This is a genomic window from Xanthomonas sacchari (genome assembly GCF_040529065.1).
Lineage (GTDB): Bacteria > Pseudomonadota > Gammaproteobacteria > Xanthomonadales > Xanthomonadaceae > Xanthomonas_A > Xanthomonas_A sacchari.
Map to the genome: position 1 here is coordinate 3,794,226 of NZ_CP132343.1, position 18,192 is coordinate 3,812,417.

Genomic DNA, 18,192 nt, shown 5'->3' on the forward strand with positions numbered 1-18,192 from the left:
CGAACCCATGATCCGACGCTCCGTCCCGCTGTCCGCGCACGTCCGTTTCATCGCCCTGCTGCTGGTCACGCTGGTCGTGGCGACGGGTTGCCACCGTCAGAAGAAGAACCCCGAAGAAGGCATGCCGGTGGAGCAGCTCTACCAGAAGGCGCACGGGCAGATGGAGACCGGCAACTGGGCCGGCGCCGAGAGCAGCTTCAAGCGGCTGATCGCGCAGTACCCGTACGGCAACTACACCGAGCAGGCGATGATCGAGAGCGCCTACGCCCAGTACAAGGCCGGCAAGCACGACGACGCGGTGTCGACCATCGACCGCTTCATCCGCACCTATCCGACCCAGCGCAACATCGCCTACATGTACTACCTGCGCGGGCTGTCCAACTCCAACCGCGACACGGTGTTCCTGCGCCGGGTGTGGTCGCTGGATCCCAGCCGCCGCGACCTGTCCACCCCGCAGCAGGCCTACGCCGACTTCAACACCGTCGCCGAGCGCTACCCGAACAGCCGCTACGCCGCCGACGCGCGCGCGCGCATGATCGCCCTGCGCAACGTGTTCGCCCAGCACGAGCTGGACAACGCGCTGTACTACCTGCGCCGCGACGCCTGGGTGTCGGCCGCCTCGCGCGCCACCTACCTGCTCGAGACCTACCCGCAGAGCGCCTACCAGAACGACGCGGTGGCGGTGCTGGCCGATGCCTACACCCACCTGGGCAACAAGACCCTGGCCGCCGACGCGCGCCGCGTGCTCGAACTCAACGATCCGCAGCATCCGTGGCTGACCGGCAACTGGCCGAAGTACCCGTGGATGATCCGCAAGCTCAACCCGTTCGCCGGCGAGAAGTCCGCCGCCACCGGACAATCGAATTCGCAGATGCAGCGCTGATCCACCGCGCCGACACGATGCACACCGACAGGGGCCGCAAGGCCCCTGTCGCGTTCTGAAGGGCGATCACCGCGGCCTCCCTGCAAGGCGAGCCGATCCGAACCGGCACACGCCGGGAACGCCGCGCAGCAGCGCAACGACGCCGGGCCAGCCCGGCGCTGCGGACTGCGACGCGCGCCCCAATCCGGACGATTGTCGGCCAGACCGCTGCGCAGGCTTGCTAGGCTGCCCGCACACCTCCTCCGTGCCGATCCGCTGGGACCATGCCCATGCCCATCCTGCGCCCGCTGCTGTGGTTGTTCGCCGCCGTCCTCGCCATCGCCGCCCTCCCGGCCGCCGCGGCACCGGCCATCGTGTACGGGGTGAATGGTCACGACGGCCGCCAGGCCTACCCGCTCAGCCAGAGCGAGGCGGTGTTCCGCCTGCTCGATCAGCGCAACCTGCGCAGCTACCGGTTCGACGTGGACCCGCGCAACTTCACCGTGCTCGACCGGCTGGTGCAGCTCTCGCGCCAGTACAACATCGCGCTGCGGCCGATGGTGTACCCGATGTCGCGCGAGATCGGCTACGCACTGGCGCGCCGCTATGCCAACGACATCAAGGTCTGGGAGATCGGCAACGAGCAGGACCTGGATCGTGCCGCCGCGCCGGCGCGGATCGCGGCGATGACCACGATGTACCGCGGCATGAAGCAGGCCTCCGACGAACTGGGCGCCGGCCTGCAGTTCACCATCAACATCACCGCCTGCAACAGCGACGATCATTCGGCCAACGCGCGCTGCCCGGGCGACCGCAACGGCTCGCTGTGGTTCCTGGACCAGGCCAAGGCCGCCGGCTTCGACTTCGACCGGATCAGCTTCCACTACTACGCCTTCCACGGCGAGCGCGGCTACTGGATGGACCTGTATCTCGGACAAGTGCGCGCCGCCGCGCAGAAATACGCCACCAAGGTCTACGTCAACGAGCTCAATTGCGCCGAGATCTACACCGGCAACACCGATGGCGGCCATCCCGGCGACGGCGCCTGCTACGACAGCGTGGCGGAACTGCTGCAGACCCTGCGCAGCGACTACGCCGACGTGGTCGCCGAGATCAATCTCTACGAACTGCTCGACCAGCCTGACCAGCAGGGCGCGGAAGCGCATTTCGGCCTGATGTACGACCTGAGCCGGCCGAAACCGACGCTGGACCTGCTGACCGACGCCGCGCGCTGAGCCGGCCGCGTCTTCGCGCGGCGTGGTCGCCGCCTGCGGCTATGCTGCGGCGATGTTCGAACTGCATCGGGTCATCCGCCGCTACGGCGACATGCTGGCGCTGGACCGGGTCGATCTCTGCATCGCCCCCGGCCGCACCACCGCGTTGATCGGCCCCAGCGGCGCCGGCAAGTCCAGCGTGCTGCGCCTGCTGCTGGGGCTGGAATGGCCGGATGGCGGCGAGGTGCGCTTCCAGGGCGAACCGCTGCGCCGCGCCACCCTGCTGGCGCAGCGCCGGCGCATCGGCTACGTGATCCAGGAAGGCGGGCTGTTCCCGCACCTGACTGCACGCGACAACGCCGCCTTGCTGGCGCGCACGCTGGGCTGGACGCGACCGCGCATCGCCGCGCGCCTGCACGAGCTGGCCGAGCTGTGCCGGCTGCCGGAAGCGCTGCTGGCGCGTTACCCGGCCGAGCTGTCCGGCGGCCAGCGCCAACGCGTGGGGCTGATCCGCGCGCTGTTGCTGGATCCGCCGGTATTGCTGCTGGACGAACCGCTGGGCGCACTCGACCCGATCGTGCGCCACGAACTGCAGACGCAGATGCGCGACCTGTTCGCACTGCTCGGCAAGACCGTGGTGCTGGTGACTCACGACGTCGCCGAGGCCGCCTACCTGGGCGACACGCTGGTGTTGATGCGTGGCGGCCGCGTGCTGCAGGAAGGCAGCGCGCGCCAGTTGCTGGAGGCGCCGGCCGATCCGTTCGTCGGCCAGTTCCTGCAGGCGCAGCGCACCCTGGAGGATGCGCGATGACGTCGCTGGGCGCGCACTGGCGCGCGGTCGCGCTGCTCGCCTTCGGTGCAGCAGCCAGTCTGCTGAGCCTGCCGGCCGCCGCCGCCGACCCCAAGGTCGTGGTCGGCTCCAAGAACTTCACCGAAGCGGTGGTGCTGGGCGAGATCGCCGCCGGCGCCGGGCGCCAGGCCGGCGTCGAGGTCGAGCACCGGCGCCAACTCGGCGGCACCCGCATCCTGTGGCGCGCGCTGGAACAGGGTTCGATCGACGCCTATGCCGAGTACACCGGCACCCTGGCCGCCGAACTGCTGCACATGCCCGGCGCCGACGACGCCGCGCTGCGGCAGGCGCTGGCGCAGCGCGGCCTGGCGATGAGCGCGCCGCTGGGCTTCGACAACACCTATGCATTCGGCATGCGCCGGCAACGCGCGCAGGCGCTGGGCATCGTGCACCTGTCCGACCTGGCCGCGCATCCGACGCTGAAGTTCGGACTGAGCAACGAATTCGTCTCGCGCGCCGACGGCTGGCCCGGCGTGCGCGACGCCTACGGCCTGCCGCAGGTGCCCACCGGCCTGGACCACGACCTCGCCTACCGCGCGCTGGACAGCGGCGCGATCGACCTCACCGACCTGTACAGCACCGACGCCGAGATCCCCGCGCACGACCTGCTGGTGCTGCAGGACGACAGGCATTACTTCCCGCGCTACGCCGCGGTGTTCCTGTACCGCGCCGACCTGGCGCAGCGCGCGCCGCGCTTCGTGCAGGCGCTGCAGGGACTGGGCGGACGCATCGACGCGGCGACCATGCAGCGGCTCAACGCCGAAGCCAAGCTCGACAAGCGCGCCGAGAGCGCCATCGCCGCGCACTGGCTGGGCATCGCCGCGCCGGCCGAGGACGGCCGCTTGCCAAGGCTGCTGCAACGCACCCGCGAGCACTTGGCGCTGGTCGGGCTGTCGCTGGGCCTGGCCCTGCTGGTGGCGCTGCCGCTGGGCATCCTGGCCGCGCATCGGCCACGGCTCGGCCAGGCGGTGCTGGCCCTGACCGGCGTGCTGCAGACGCTGCCGTCGCTGGCGGTGTTCGTGTTCATGATCCCGTTGTTCGGTATCGGCGCCAAACCGGCGATCGCCGCGCTGTTCCTGTACAGCCTGCTGCCGATCGTGCGCAACACGCACGCCGGCATCACCGGCATTGCGCGCGAACTGCGCGAGACCGCCGCCGCGCTGGGCCTACCGCCGGGCACCCGGCTGTGGCGAATCGAACTGCCGCTGGCGCTGCGCACCATCCTCGCCGGCATCAAGACCGCGGCGGTGATCAACGTCGGTACCGCCACTCTGGGCGCGCTGATCGGCGCCGGCGGCTACGGCCAGCCGATCCTCACCGGCATCCGCCTGGACGACCTCGGCCTGATCCTGGAAGGCGCGGTGCCGGCCGCACTGCTGGCGTTGCTGGTGCAGGGCCTGTTCGAACTGCTGGAGCGGGTGCTGACGCCGCGCGGGTTGCGCCTGGCGGCGCGGCGGTGAAGCAGGTGCAGCGCCTGGAGAGTTGCGCGTGTGCCGACCCGTGGCAACACGACACGCTTCACACCGACGTAGAGGTCGCAGCTGAAGCCGCTCCTTGTATCTGGACATGTCGCCCCTAGACAGGCGTCATGTCTTCCGACTGATCATCGGAGGAGGTGTGGCAGGTCCAGTCGCTCCTAAAGCTTCGAGCTTGCATCGTAGATCGGCTCCGCCCTCCACATGCTGGCCCTTGTGTGTCCGAACGGTATCCAGAGTCCGCTCCCGGGCGTGAACTCGCATCGACAAGGCAGGACCGGGCCCAGCGCCGATCATGACCCTGACACGATGGAGGAATCGCGTATGTCTCCCGTCATCGGCATCGACGTCGCCAAACGCAGTTTCGATGCGGCCATCGATCTGACCAATGGCAAGCACCGTACCAAGGCCAAGTTGTCCAACGATGCCAAGGGCTTCCAGGCCCTGCAGGCATGGCTGCAGACGCATGCGCAGCCCGATAGCTGGATCGCCATGGAGGCCACCGGCACATATCACCAGGCGCTGGCCGAGTTCCTCCACGCACGAGGCTATCAGGTGTGCGTGCTCAACCCTGCGCAGACGGCCGCGTACGCACGCAGCCAGCTCAGCCGGGTCAAGACCGATCGCAGCGATGCCAAGCTGATCGCCAGTTATGCCCTGCGTCACCGCGAGCAGTTACGCCGTTGGCACCCTGATCCGCCGGCGCTCAAGCAGCTCAAAGCGCTGGTGCGCCGGCGCCAGGATCTGCAACAGATGCTGCAGATGGAGCGCAACCGGCTGGACGTCGCTCCGGCCCAGGTGAAGGACTCGATCCAGGTCCATTTGGCCGATCTGCAACACCACATCGCCCAGATCGAGCAGGCCATCGATGACCACATCGACCAGGATCCGACCTTGCGTGGGCAGCGCGAGCTGCTGGTGAGCATCCAGGGGATTGCCGACACCAGCGCGGCCTTGATGCTGGCCGAGCTTGGCGATGTGAGGCGCTTCGCCGATGCCGCGGCGGTGACCGCCTTCGCGGGCCTGAATCCGTGCCTGCAGCAGTCGGGCGACCGCAAAGGCCACGTCTGCATCTCGCGCACCGGCTCGCCCCGCCTGCGTGCGGGCCTGTTCATGCCGGCCCTGGTGGCCATGACCCACAACCCGATCATCCGGACGCTGAAACAGCGGCTGAGCGAACGCGGCAAAGCCGGCAAGCAGATCGTGTGCGCCGCCATGCGCAAGCTCCTGCACCTGGCCTACGGGGTTCTCAAATCGGGTACGGCGTTCGATCCGAAAAGGGGACTTGCCTGCTAGGGGGTAAGACGGTATCTACGGCATGCATGCCGCGTCTCTCGTAGGAGCGGCTTCTGCCGCGACGAACGAAGGCATGCATCTCAACACAATCGACGATTCGGATCGGTCGTCGGCCGCGGACAGACGACGCTCGCACACGCGTGCTTTAGCCACGCACCACCGCCACCATCTCGCGCGCCAGGTCGCGCATCGCCTCCGCCGTCAGCTGCAGGTACGGCGCGATGCGCAGCGCGCCGTGGCGATGCGTGCAGATGACCTGCGCATGTTGCAGCCATGGCAGCAACACCGGCATCGTCGACGCCGGCGGACGCAGCGCATACAGATGCGGCGCATGCCCCGACGCGATCCAGTCGCCCGCGCCCAGCGCCTGCAGTTCCGAATCGAACGCCGCGCCAAGTTCACCGAGCCGCTGCGCGATGCGTGCCGGCTGCCACTGCTGCACCTGCTGCAGCGCCGCGTTGGCCATCGCCAGGCGCAGCGGATCGGCCACGCCGCCGGCATCGAAGCGGCGCGCGCCACTACGGTACGGTGGCGGCGCTTCGGCCGGGAACTGCCAGTCGCCACCCGGATCGCGCGCCTGCCAGTGCTGCTCGAACGGGACGCCGTGCGCGCGCCAGTGCGGCGAGGCCCACAACCATGCCAGCCCGATCGGCCCGAGCAGCCATTTATGCCCGACCGAGACCACGAAGTCCGGCCGCCAGGCGTCCAACCGCACCGGCAGCACGCCCAGGCTCTGGCTCAGGTCCAGCACCAGCATTGCGCCGGCCGCATGCACGCGCGGCGCGATCCGATCCAGATCCAGCAGACCGCCGTCGCGCCAATACGCATTCGGCAATGTCGCCACACGCACGCGCGGCTGCGCGTCGAGCGTGGCCAGCACCGCATCGGTCCAGTCCTGTCCGGGCGCCCGCCGCACCACCGCCAGGTGCGCACCGCTCTCGGCGCAGCGTTGCTGCCACGCCAGCAGGTTGGACGGAAACTGGCCATCGAGCAGCAGCACCGCATCGCCGGGCGCCAACGGCACCTGCCGCGCCGCGATAGCCAGGCCGTAGGCGGCCGAGGGCACCATCGCCACGCCTTCGCTGTCGCCCGCGAACACGGTGGCTGCCGCCAGCGCACGCAGGTCTTCGATCTGCCCGCGCCAGGCATCGAAGGACAGCGTCCATGGGGCGACCGAGTCGGCCAACGTCGCCTGCCCCGCGGCCAGCGCACGGTGCAGGCGCGGCCCCTTGCTGGCGGTGTCGAGGTGGCGCACTCCGGCCGGCAGGGCGAACGCCTCCGCCGCGGCATCGAGGTCGACCAGTTGTCCGGTGGACGCCAGACCGGCTGCGTGGCGCGAGGCGATCGTAGACATGTGCCTAGGGTAACGCCACGGTCCGCGACGCGTGACGGTCCGTTCACGCCCCAGCGCTAAGACTGCGGCGATGCAAGCGATCTCTCCGGCGTCACCGCCCTCGCCCATCGCGTCCGCCGCGACGCTGGCCGAGCGCCTGCGCCGCGTGCGCGACCGCAGCCGTCATCTGGCCGCACCATTGAGCGAAGAAGACGCGATGGTGCAGAGCATGGACGACGCCAGCCCGGCCAAATGGCATCTGGCGCATACCACCTGGTTCTTCGAGCGTTTCGTGCTCGGCGCCGATTCGGCATACCGTGCCCGCGACCCGCAGTGGGACTACCTGTTCAACAGCTACTACCAGAGCATCGGCCCGGCGCATGCGCGACCGCATCGCGGCCTGCTGTCGCGGCCATCGCTGGCGCAGGTGCTGGATTACCGCGCGGAGATCGAAAGCCGCGTGCTGGCGCAGTTGCAGGCCGGCACGCTGGCGCCGCAGACGCTGCAGATCCTGGAGCTGGGCCTGCAGCACGAGCAGCAGCACCAGGAGTTGCTGCTCACCGACATCAAGCACGCGTTCTGGCGCAATCCACTGGGCCCGGCCTATCGCGCCGACCTGGCGACGCAGCACGCGCCGGCGTCCCCCCTGCGTTGGCTGCAGCGCGACGAACAGATCAGCGAGATCGGTGCCGCGCCGTGGCCGGCGCATGCCGACTTCGCCTACGACAACGAATCGCCGCGGCATCGCGTGCTGGTGCCGGCGCATGCGCTGGCCAGCCGCCCGGTGAGCAATGCCGAATACGCCGAGTTCATCGCCGATGGCGGCTATCGCACGGTCGGGCTGTGGCTCAGCGACGGCTGGGCCAAGCGTTGCGCCGAGGACTGGCAGCGCCCGCTGTACTGGCATGCCGACGGCGCGCGCGAATTCACCCTCGGCGGCTGGCGCGAACGCGATCCGCATGCGCCGGTGTGCCATCTCAGCCTGTTCGAGGCCGATGCGTTCGCGCGCTGGGCCGGCGCACGCCTGCCGACCGAAGCGGAGTGGGAACAGGCGGCGGCCGGCGTCGCCGTCGCCGGCAACTTCGTCGAACGCGATGCGCTGCATCCGCAGTCGACGGCGCCGGCCAGTACTGGCCTGCAGCAGTTGTTCGGCGATGTCTGGGAATGGACCGGCAGTGCCTACCTGCCCTACCCCGGCTTCCGTCCGTGGTCGGGCACGCTGGGCGAATACAACGGCAAGTTCATGAACGCGCAGTGGGTGTTGCGCGGCGGCAGTTGTGCCACGCCGCACGATCACATCCGCGCCAGCTACCGCAATTTCTTCCCCTCCGATGCGCGGTGGCAGTTCGCCGGCGTGCGCCTGGCCAAGGATCCCGCATGAATGCCGCAACCGCCCGTGCCCTCACCGAAGCCGCCCTGACCGACCTGCATCCGCAGCCGGACGACATCACCGCCGATGCGATCGCTGGCCTGTCGTGCAGCCCCAAGCAGTTGCCGTCCAAGTATTTCTACGACGCCGAGGGCTCGCGCCTGTTCGAGGCGATCACCCGCCAACCCGAGTACTACCTGACCCGCACCGAGCTGGACCTGCTGGAAGCGCGCATGCCGTCGATCGCGCAGGCGGTGGGCACCGGCGCGCACGTGGTGGAACTGGGCAGCGGCAGCGGCCGCAAGACCCAGTTGCTGCTGGATGGCCTGCGCATGCCGGTGGCCTACACGCCTATAGAGATATCCCGCGACATGCTGATGTCCAGCACCGCGCGGTTGGCCGAGCGCTTCCCGCACATCCAGATGCTGCCGGTGTGCGCCGACTTCACCGCGCCGGTGGCGCTGCCGGCGCCGCAGCGCGGCGCGCGCCGCACCCTGGTGTTCTTCCCCGGCTCGACCCTGGGCAACTTCACCCGCGAGGACGGCATCGCCCTGCTGCGCTCGATGCGCCAGACCATGGGCGCGGACGGCTGCGCGCTGATCGGCATCGATCTGGTCAAGGACACGGCGCTGCTGGAGGCCGCCTACAACGACGCCGCCGGGGTCACCGCCGAATTCACGCTGAACCTGCTGCGCCGGCTCAACCGCGAGATCGGCAGCGATTTCGACCTGGCGCAGTTTCGCCATCATGCGGTGTACTCGGAAGCGCGCGAGCGGATCGAGACCTTCCTGGTCAGCCAGTGCGCGCAGCAGGTGACCGTGGCCGGGCGCCGCTTCGATTTCGCCGAAGGCGAAGCGATGCAGGTCGAGTACAGCCACAAGTACACCGACCAGAGCTTCGCGGCGATGGCCGCCGAAGCCGGCCTGCGCGTCAGTCATGGCTGGAATGCGCAGGACGATGCGTTCGGGCTGCGGTTGTTGCAAACGGTCTGAAGGGTGGGGATTTGGGATTGGGGATTCGTAAAAGCTAATACGGCGCGATGCTGTAGCTTCCTGTCAACGAAACCTCGCGTAGATCCCTCGTAGGAGCGGCTTCAGCCGCGACAGGCTTTCCAGCAACCCTGGTAAGGCCCGTCGCGGCTGAAGCCGCTCCTACAGATGAGACAGATGAGGCAGATGCCAGGTCGACGACCGCGTCAGGCCTGGTACCCGTTGCTGATCGGATAGCGCCGCTCGCGCCCGAACGCGCGGCGCGACACCTTCGGCCCCGGCGCGGCCTGGTGGCGCTTCCATTCGCTGATGCGCACCAGCCGCACCACCCGGTCGACCACCTCGGCGGCATAGCCGGCGGCGACGATCTCGTCGCGCGATTCTTCCTGGTCGACGTAGCGGTAGAGGATGCCATCGAGCACGTCGTACGGCGGCAGCGAATCCTGGTCGGTCTGGTTGGCGCGCAGTTCCGCCGAGGGCGGCCGCGCGATCACCGCCGGCGGGATCACCGGCGTGCCGCCGACCGTATTGCGCCACTTCGCCAGGCCGAACACCTCGGTCTTGTACAGGTCCTTCAGCGGCGCGTAGCCGCCGCACATGTCGCCGTAGATGGTGGCGTAGCCCACCGCGTACTCGCTCTTGTTGCCGGTGGTCAGCAGCAGGCCGCCGAACTTGTTGGCCAGCGCCATCAGGATCACGCCGCGGCTGCGCGACTGCAGGTTCTCCTCGGTGACGTCCGGCTCGGTGCCGGCGAACAACGGACCGAGCGCGCTCAGCAAGCCCTCGAACGCCGGCTCGATCGCCACCGTCTCCAGCTTCACGCCCAGCACGCGGCACTGGTCCGCGGCCAGGTCGTTGGACAGATCGGCGGTGTAGCGCGACGGCAAGCGCACCGCGGTGACGTTGTCCGCGCCCAGCGCGTCCACTGCCATCGCCAGCACCAGCGCCGAATCGATGCCGCCGGACAGGCCCAGCCAGACCTTGGAAAAGCGGTTCTTGGCGCAGTAGTCCTGCAGCCCGCGCACCACCGCGCGCCAGGCCAGCGCATCCATGCTCTCGTCGCCGTCGTCGGTCCAGCGCAGCGGCGCGAAGCGGCGCGCGGCGGTGTCGTACTCCACCACCAGCCATTGGTCGGTGAAGGCAGCCGCCGCCGGATGCACGGTGCCGTCGCCGTCGGCCACCACCGAGGCGCCGTCGAACACCAGCGCATCCTGGCCACCGACCACGTTGAGATAGGCCAGCGCCGCGCCGCTCTCGCGGCTGCGCTCGGCCAGCAGCGCGTCGCGCTGCGCATGCTTGCCGCGTTCGTAGGGGGAGGCATTGGGCACCAGCACCAGTTCCGCACCCGCCCGCACGGTCGCCGCCAGCGGCTCCGGGAACCACAGGTCCTCGCAGATCACCAGGCCGACCGACGTGCCCTTGACCTCGAACACGCAGTTCTCGCCGTCCGGGTCCACGTCGAAATAGCGGCGCTCGTCGAACACTGCGTAGTTGGGCAGTTCGCGCTTGCGGTAGGTGCGCTCGATGCGGCCGCCGCGCAGCACGCTGGCGGCGTTGTAGACCACGCTGCCGGCGCTCTGCGGCCAGCCGACCACCGCGACGATGCCACGCACCTGCGCGGCGATGCGCTGCACTGCGCGCTCGCAGTCGGCCAAGAAGCCCGGCCGCAGCAGCAGATCTTCCGGCGGATAGCCACTCACCGCCAGCTCCGGGAACAGCACCACGTCGGCGCCGTACTCGTCGCGCGCCTCCTCGATCAAGGCGATGATGCGGTCGGTGTTCTGGGCCACGGCGCCGACCGGGAAATCGAACTGGGCCATGGCGAGGCGGAGGGAGGCGGACATAGGCAACCTTGCAGGAACGGATGGAAGACCGTCAGGCGCCACGCGAGCGCATCGCACCTGCCGCAGCGCCGTTGCATCGCGCGGCGCCATGCGCAGTGTAGCGCTGTGCCGGGTTGCGGCCGATGATGCGCATGCCGCCACGCTGGAATGCGGCGTGCAGCCCGGGCAAGCCGCATCTTGGATGCGCACATGGCGGCAGCCGCGGCGATGCCGCAGGACGCTCTCTCCGCTGCGCGCGCCCGAGAAAGCCGCTTGGCCAGGCACCCCGCGTCGCGACCTGAAGTCGCACCCACGATCGAGCAACATGCACGACCAACAGAAATCGCTGGCGCATGCGCCGCGCGTCGCCGCCGAAGCCGCGCTCACGCCAGGGACAGCACGTGCCGAGGCGTCACTGTGGGAGGGACTTCAGTCCCGACTGCATCACTCCAAGGCGCTAACCTGCCAGCGCCAAGTGCTTCAGCGGACGCCAGCACCGGTCCGTGCACGGCGCCGCCGGCGCCAACGCCGCAACAGCATCACCACTCCCGCACATAACCCGAGCGCGACGGCGCCCAGCACCGCCATGCGCACACCGACGCCGTGCTGGAACACCACCTCCTTGCCTTCGCCGTCGAGCGTATAGGCAACCACGTAATCGCCCATCGTGCCCATGCCTTCGCGCCCGCCGGCCGCGATCACCACGTACTGCTTGCCGCCCACCGCATAGACCGAGGGCGTGGCCTGGCCGCCGGCCGGCAGCTTGGCTTCCCACAGGGTCTTGCCGGTGGCGCTGTCGAGCGCGCGCAGGCGCGCATCGGCCGCCGCGGCAATGAAGGTCAGACCACTGGCCGTGGTCACCGCGCCGCCGAGCAGCGGCGTGCCCACCTCCAGCGGCAGCCACGGCAGCTTCTCTTCCAGGGTGCCGAGCGGGCGCTCCCAGGCGATCTTGCGCGTACGCAGATCCACCGCCACCAGTCGCCCCCACGGTGGCTTGACGCAGGGAATGCCGCCGGAGGAGCTCAGCATGCCGCGGCGCATGTAGTACGGCGTGCCTTCCATGTCGTTGAACTGCTGGTCCGGATGGCGCGCGTGCTCGGCCTTGCTGAACTGCTCGCGCGGGATCAGCGCCACCTGCATCGGCAGGTCCGACACCGGCAGGATCGCCAGCTGCCGCTGCGGATCCACCGCGATGCCGCCCCAGTTCACGCCGCCGGCCCAGCCCGGCAGCGCGATCGTGCCGCGCACGCTGGGCGGGGTGAACAGGCCTTCCGAGCGCAGCCCGGCGATCAGCGCGGCGCATTCGCGGCGCGCGCCCGGCGTCGCCCCCCACGCATCGGCAGCGGTCAGCGGTGCATGCCGTGCCAGACGCAACCCCGGCTCGGGCATCGGCTGGGTCGGCGAGGTGCGCTCGCCCGGCACGTCGGAGGTCGGCACCGGCACCTCGCTGATCGGGAACAGCGGCGTGCCGTCGCGGCGATCGAAGGCGAACAGGAAGCCGGTCTTGGTCGCCTGCAACACGGCCGCACGCGGCCCCTGCGCGGTCTGCACCGTGGTCAGCACCGGCTGCGAGGCCAGGTCGTAGTCCCACAGGTCGTGGTGCACCAGTTGCTGCGCCCACACCCGGCGGCCGCTGTGCAGGTCCAGCGCCACCAGCGAGTCGGCGTCGCGGTTGTCGCCCAGGCGCTCGCCGCCGTAGTAGTCGGGGCTGGCCGAGCCGGTCGGCACGTAGACCAGACCCAGCGCCGGATCCACCGACAGCGGCGCCCAGGCATTGCCGCCGCCGACCGTGGCCGCCTGCGCCGGCTGCCATCCGGCCGCAGCCGCCTTGGCCGGATCGCGCGGCACCGGATCCCAGCGCCACAGCTCGCGGCCGCTGCGCGCGTCGTAGCCACGTACCACGCCCTGCTCCAGCGCATGCCCGCGGTTGTCGCCGATCGAGCTGCCGACCACCAGCACGTCGCCGGCCACCACCGGTGGCGAGGTCACCGCATAGTTGGCCCAGGCATCGCTGGCGTTGTCGTGCACGTCGATGCCGGCATGCAGGTCGATCGTGCCGTCCTTGCCGAACCCGGCGCAGGGCTTGCCGTCGGCGGCGTCCAGCGCGATCAGCCGCGCATCCAGGGTGCCGTACACGATGCGCTCGCGGCACGCGCCCGCCGTCGCCTGCGTGTCGCGCCAGAAACTCACCCCGCGCGAGGCCGGGTCGCTGTAGTGCTTGTTGCGCGCGACCTTGGTATCGAACGACCACAGTGTGCGGCCGCTGGTCGCATCCAGGGCGAAGGCGATGCCGGTCCCGGTGGTGAGGTACATGCGCCCACCCAGCACCAGCGGATTGGCCTCGAAGCGGCGCCGTTCCGGATCGGGCAGGCCCGCGCCGAGTTCGCCGGTGCGGAACGACCAGGCGATGCGCAGCCGGCCGATGTTGTCCGGGGTGATCTGGGTCAGCGGCGAATACTGCCCGCCGCCGGGCGCGCCGGCATAACTGGCCCAGTCGCCTGGCGCCGCCGCGCAGATGCCACCGATACCCATCGCCATGCCCGCCCCGCATACCGCTGCCCGCCATCGCCTGATCACGCATCCGCTCCTGTCGCTGCCGAAGAAAGTGGCGCCAGTGTCGGAGTCGTGCCGGGCCCTGTCAGCGCAGCAGGGACGGCAACCCCAGGCCTGGGGACCAATGGCGGGTCGGCAGGGACGAGTGGCGACCCCGGGGATGGCGCAAACGCTTGATTGCGCAGGGGGCTGGTCGGCTGCAGCGCGTGGCCGCCCGCACCCGGCCGGTCACACCAGGCACGTCGCAACGATGCCGTACACCGGCCAACCAAAACGAAAAAGGCCCCGCTTGCGCGAGGCCTTTCCGGACAGCGGCGGCGACAGCGACGACCCGGAGACGGGTCGCTGCCGTGGCGGCGCTGACGCCTTACTTCACCAGCGAGGCGATCGCCGCACCCAGGTCGCCCGGCGAGCGGACGGTCTTGACGCCAGCGGCTTCCATCGCCGCGAACTTGCCTTCAGCCGTGCCCTTGCCGCCCGAGGCGATCGCACCGGCGTGGCCCATGCGCTTGCCGGCCGGCGCCGAGGCACCGGCGATGAAGCCGACCACCGGCTTCTTGACGTGCTTGGCGATGTACTCGGCACCGGCTTCCTCGGCGTCGCCGCCGATTTCGCCGACCATGATGATGCCTTCGGTCTGCGGGTCCTCGTTGAACAGCTTGAGGCAGTCGACGAAGTTCAGGCCGTTGATCGGGTCGCCGCCGATGCCGATGCAGGTGGACTGGCCCAGGCCGACTTCGGTGGTCTGCTTGACCGCTTCATAGGTCAGCGTGCCCGAACGCGACACGATGCCGATCTTGCCCGGCTTGTGGATGTGGCCCGGCATGATGCCGATCTTGCACTCGCCCGGGGTGATCACGCCGGGGCAGTTCGGCCCGATCAGCACGGTGTCCGGATGCGAACGGGTCAGCACGTTCTTGACGCGCAGCATGTCCAGCACCGGGATGCCTTCGGTGATGCAGACGATGACCTTGATGCCGGCCGCGGCCGCTTCCAGGATCGCGTCGGCCGCGAACGGCGGCGGCACGTAGATCACCGAGGCATCGGCGCCGGTGCTCTGCACCGCATCGGCCACGGTGTTGAACACCGGCAGGTCGATGTGGGTGGTGCCGCCCTTGCCCGGCGTGACGCCGCCGACGACCTGGGTGCCGTACTCGATCATCTGGGTGGCGTGGAAGGTGCCCTGCTGGCCGGTGAAGCCCTGCACGATCACCTTGGTGTTCTTGTTGATCAAAACAGACATTGGAGTTCCTTGGTGTCGTGGATCAGGCAGCGTTCTTGACAGCTTCAACGACCTTCTTGGCGCCGTCGTTGATGTTGTCGGCCGGGATGATGGCCATGCCGCTGTCGCGCAGCAGCTGCTTGCCTTCTTCCACGTTGGTGCCTTCCAGGCGCACCACGACCGGCACCTTGACGCCCACTTCCTTGACCGCCGCGATGATGCCCTCGGCGATCATGTCGCAGCGGACGATGCCGCCGAAGATGTTGACGAAGATGCCTTCGACCTTGTCCGAGGACAGGATCAGCTTGAACGCCTCGATCACGCGCTGCTTGTTGGCGCCGCCGCCCACGTCCAGGAAGTTCGCCGGCTCGCCGCCGTTGAGCTTGATCACGTCCATCGTGGCCATGGCCAGACCGGCGCCGTTGACCATGCAGCCGATGTTGCCGTCCATGGTGACGTAGTTGATGTCCAGCTCCGAAGCGGTCACTTCGGTCTCGTCTTCCTGGGACTTGTCGCGCATGGCGACCAGTTCCTTGTGGCGGAAGTTGGCGTTGTCGTCGCTGTTGAACTTGCCGTCCAGCGCGTAGAGGTTGCCGTCGTCCAGGATGGCCAGCGGATTGATCTCCACCAGGGCCAGATCCTTCTCGTTGAAGATGCGGTACAGGTTGACCATGATGCTGGCGAACTGGCCGGCCTGCTTGGCGGTCAGGCCCATCTTGAAGCCGATGTCACGGCCGTGGTAACCCTGCACGCCCTCGACGAAGTCGACGTTGAGCGTGTGGATCTTGTCCGGGGTCTCGGCGGCGACCTGTTCGATCTCCATGCCGCCCTCGGAGGAGGCGATGTAGCTGATGGTGCGGGTGCCGCGGTCGACCAGCACCGACAGGTACAGCTCCTTGACGATCTCGCCGGCGGTGGTCACCAGCACCAGGTTGATCGGCAGCTCGACGCCGGCGGTCTGGTAGGTGGCCATCTTGGTGCCGAGCAGCTTCTCGGCAACGGCCTTCACGTCGTCGGTGGTCTTGCAGAACTTGACACCGCCGGCCTTGCCGCGACCACCTGCGTGGATCTGCGCCTTGACCATCCAAGGGCCAGCGCCCAGCGACTTGGCGGCTTCAACCGCTTCTTCCGGAGTCGCCGCGACCTTGCCGGCCGGGACCGGGATGCCGTACTCGGCAAGCAGTTGTTTTGCCTGATATTCGTGGAAATTCATGCGTCACCGTGGGAAAAGGAACGGCCGTCCCGCAGCGATCCGGGCCCTGAGTGGCGGCCGGGAGCGGTACGGACGGGACGCCTATTGTCGCCGACCGAGGGCGGCGGCGCAAAAGCGTCGGCGCGCCGACCCGGCCGAGGACGCCGGGGAGGTCCGCGGTGGCGCCATCGGCTGGCGGACCGCATCCGCCCCGCCGTGCTCGCCCGTGCTTTCTCCTGCCTCGACCGGGCACCGCACCGCCGGCGGCGACGGCCCGGCCAGGTCGCTGCGCCCCGGCCGCCATCCGCGCAGACAGCACCGCCCCTATACTCGCGCCGTCCGCTGCCCGCCCGGAGTCCGGCTTGCCCACCAGCGCCTCGCTCATCGATCGCATCGAGTCCATCCCGCGCCGCGAGCTGTACTTCTTCGCGCTGTACCGTGTGCTGGTGGCCGGGCTGATCGCCGCCCTGGTGTTCAGTCCGCTCGGCATCCTGGTCGGCGAGCCGCGCTACCCGCAACTGGCCACCACCCTGTCCACCGCCTACCTGGCGGTGGCGCTGGCGCTGCTGGTGTGGGGCCGCAACGAGGCGCACCTGGCGCCGATCGTCGGCTTCAGCGCCATCGCCGACATCGTCGCCGCGACCCTGGCCGCGCACGCCCTGCCCGCGGCCAGCGCCGGCATCGCGATGATGCTGCTGTTCAACGTCGCCGCCGCGGCGATGCTGCTGCGCCTGCGCGGCGGCCTCGCCGTCGCCCTGACCGCCTCGGCGGCGACACTGGCCGAATACATCTGGAGCGTCCTGGACGGCGCCGACAACACCCGCAGCCTGGCCGAACTGGCGATGTTCGCCACCAGCTATCTGGCGGTGGCCTACATCTGCAACCGCCTCGGCCAGCGCGCGCGCGCCAGCCAGAGCCTGGCCGAACGCCGCGGCGCCGAGGTGGCCAATCTCTACGAAATCAACGAACTGATCATCCGCCGCATGCGCACCGGGGTGCTGGTGGTGGACGCGCAGAACCGGGTGACGCTGGCCAACGAGGCCGCGTCGGCCCTGCTCGGCGACACCGACGGCAACAGCGAAAGCGGCCGGCTCGACCTGCTCAGCGCCGCGCCGGAACTGGCCCGGCGCCTGCAGCGCTGGCGCAACGGCTGGAACCAGGACGAAAGCCCGCTGCAGCTGTCGCCGGACCAGCCCGAGGTGCAGCCGCGCTTCGCCCGGCTGCTGGCCGAGGGCGACCTGACCCTGGTGTTCCTGGACGACGCCACGGTGGTGTCGCGGCGCGCCGAGTCGTTGACGCTGTCGGCGCTGGGCCGCTTCTCGGCCAGCCTGGCCCACGAGATCCGCAACCCGCTGGCCGCGATCAACTACGCCTCGCAGTTGCTGGAGGAATCGCCGGCGATCGGCGATGCCGACCGCCGCCTGCTGCAGATCATCCACCAGCAGTGCCAGCGCACCAACGGCATCGTCGAGAGCGTGCTCGGCCTGGCCCGGCGCGAACGCTCCAATCCGGAGAACCTGGACCTGGGCGCGTTCGTGCGCCGCTTCGTGCTGGAGTACCGGCAGACCCTGTCGATCGAGACCGACAGCCTCGAAGCGATCCTCGCCCCGCAGCCGGTGCACGCGCTGGTCGATCCCAAGCACCTGCACCAGATCCTCAGCGCCTTGGTGCACAACGCGCTCAAGTACGGGCGGGTGATGGAGGAACCGGCGCGAGTGCGCCTGCGCGTGGCGCTGCAGGAGCGCAACGCCATCGTCGACGTGATGGACCGCGGCCCCGGCATCCCCGAGGCGGTGGCGGCACAGCTGTTCCGGCCGTTCTTCACCACCTCCGAGCACGGCACCGGGCTGGGCCTGTACATCGCCCGCGAGCTGTGCCGGGCCAACCAGGCACGCCTGGAGTACGTGCCGGTGCCGGCCGGCGGCGCCTGTTTCCGCGTCGCCCTGCCCGGCCCACACGCCATGCTCAGCGGCTGACAGGTGAGAATCGCTCCGCCAGCGCGCGGCCGGCGCCG

At 69.5% G+C, this 18,192-nt stretch carries 13 protein-coding genes; 8 read left to right on the plus strand and 5 right to left on the minus strand.

From position 1 onward, the window contains the following. Nucleotides 1-7 precede the first annotated feature (7 nt). The 5 genes from RAB71_RS15920 to RAB71_RS15940 all read left to right on the plus strand — a co-directional run bounded on the left by RAB71_RS15920 (nt 8) and on the right by RAB71_RS15940 (nt 5,697). Entirely contained in the window at nt 8-883 is an 876-nt protein-coding gene (locus tag RAB71_RS15920; RefSeq protein WP_010344377.1) for an outer membrane protein assembly factor BamD, read from the plus strand. Nucleotides 884-1,146: 263 nt separating this feature from the next. Continuing rightward, complete coding sequence (locus RAB71_RS15925; RefSeq protein WP_029562308.1) at nt 1,147-2,097, plus strand: hypothetical protein; 951 nt, start codon at nt 1,147-1,149, stop codon at nt 2,095-2,097. Nucleotides 2,098-2,149: 52 nt separating this feature from the next. Further along, a complete protein-coding gene (locus tag RAB71_RS15930; RefSeq protein WP_010344379.1) occupies nt 2,150-2,887 on the plus strand; it encodes an ATP-binding cassette domain-containing protein in 738 nt (245 codons plus the stop codon). Then, nucleotides 2,884-4,386 carry a glycine betaine ABC transporter substrate-binding protein gene (locus RAB71_RS15935; protein ID WP_010344380.1) on the plus strand — a complete coding sequence of 501 codons (1,503 nt, stop codon included), beginning with the start codon at nt 2,884-2,886 and terminating at the stop codon, nt 4,384-4,386. Before RAB71_RS15930 ends, RAB71_RS15935 begins: the two co-directional genes overlap by 4 nt. A 339-nt stretch (nt 4,387-4,725) precedes the next feature. Beyond that, on the plus strand, nt 4,726-5,697 hold the full coding sequence (locus tag RAB71_RS15940; protein ID WP_353940057.1) for an IS110 family transposase: 972 nt from the start codon (nt 4,726-4,728) through the stop codon (nt 5,695-5,697). A 145-nt stretch (nt 5,698-5,842) separates the two neighbouring features. On the opposite strand, the gene RAB71_RS15945 is transcribed toward RAB71_RS15940, so the two are convergent. Beyond that, nucleotides 5,843-7,051, minus strand: coding sequence for an aminotransferase class V-fold PLP-dependent enzyme (locus tag RAB71_RS15945; protein WP_010342221.1), 1,209 nt, complete (start codon nt 7,049-7,051; stop codon nt 5,843-5,845). Nucleotides 7,052-7,121: 70 nt separating this feature from the next. Here RAB71_RS15945 and egtB point away from each other — a divergent pair, with 70 nt between their 5' ends. Together egtB and egtD are read left to right on the plus strand one after the other, a co-directional pair. After that, entirely contained in the window at nt 7,122-8,411 is a 1,290-nt protein-coding gene (gene egtB, locus RAB71_RS15950; RefSeq protein WP_010342222.1) for an ergothioneine biosynthesis protein EgtB, read from the plus strand. Beyond that, a complete protein-coding gene (gene egtD, locus RAB71_RS15955; RefSeq protein ID WP_010342223.1) occupies nt 8,408-9,391 on the plus strand; it encodes an L-histidine N(alpha)-methyltransferase in 984 nt (327 codons plus the stop codon). Before egtB ends, egtD begins: the two co-directional genes overlap by 4 nt. A 203-nt stretch (nt 9,392-9,594) precedes the next feature. Here egtD and RAB71_RS15960 read toward each other — a convergent pair whose 3' ends face one another. The 4 genes from RAB71_RS15960 to sucC form a co-directional block, all read right to left on the minus strand. Further along, nucleotides 9,595-11,232, minus strand: a complete 1,638-nt coding sequence (locus tag RAB71_RS15960) for an NAD+ synthase (protein ID WP_010342224.1) — start codon at nt 11,230-11,232, stop codon at nt 9,595-9,597. A 459-nt stretch (nt 11,233-11,691) separates the two neighbouring features. Further along, complete coding sequence (locus RAB71_RS15965) at nt 11,692-13,749, minus strand: pyrroloquinoline quinone-dependent dehydrogenase (RefSeq protein WP_010342225.1); 2,058 nt, start codon at nt 13,747-13,749, stop codon at nt 11,692-11,694. A gap of 382 nt (nt 13,750-14,131) precedes the next feature. Next, on the minus strand, nt 14,132-15,007 hold the full coding sequence (gene sucD, locus RAB71_RS15970; protein ID WP_010342226.1) for a succinate--CoA ligase subunit alpha: 876 nt from the start codon (nt 15,005-15,007) through the stop codon (nt 14,132-14,134). A 22-nt stretch (nt 15,008-15,029) separates the two neighbouring features. Beyond that, complete coding sequence (sucC, locus tag RAB71_RS15975) at nt 15,030-16,199, minus strand: ADP-forming succinate--CoA ligase subunit beta (RefSeq protein WP_010342227.1); 1,170 nt, start codon at nt 16,197-16,199, stop codon at nt 15,030-15,032. 341 nt (nt 16,200-16,540) lie between these two features. On the opposite strand from sucC, the gene RAB71_RS15980 reads away from it, so the two are divergent. After that, entirely contained in the window at nt 16,541-18,154 is a 1,614-nt protein-coding gene (locus RAB71_RS15980) for a PAS domain-containing sensor histidine kinase (protein ID WP_010342228.1), read from the plus strand. Nucleotides 18,155-18,192 lie beyond the last annotated feature (38 nt).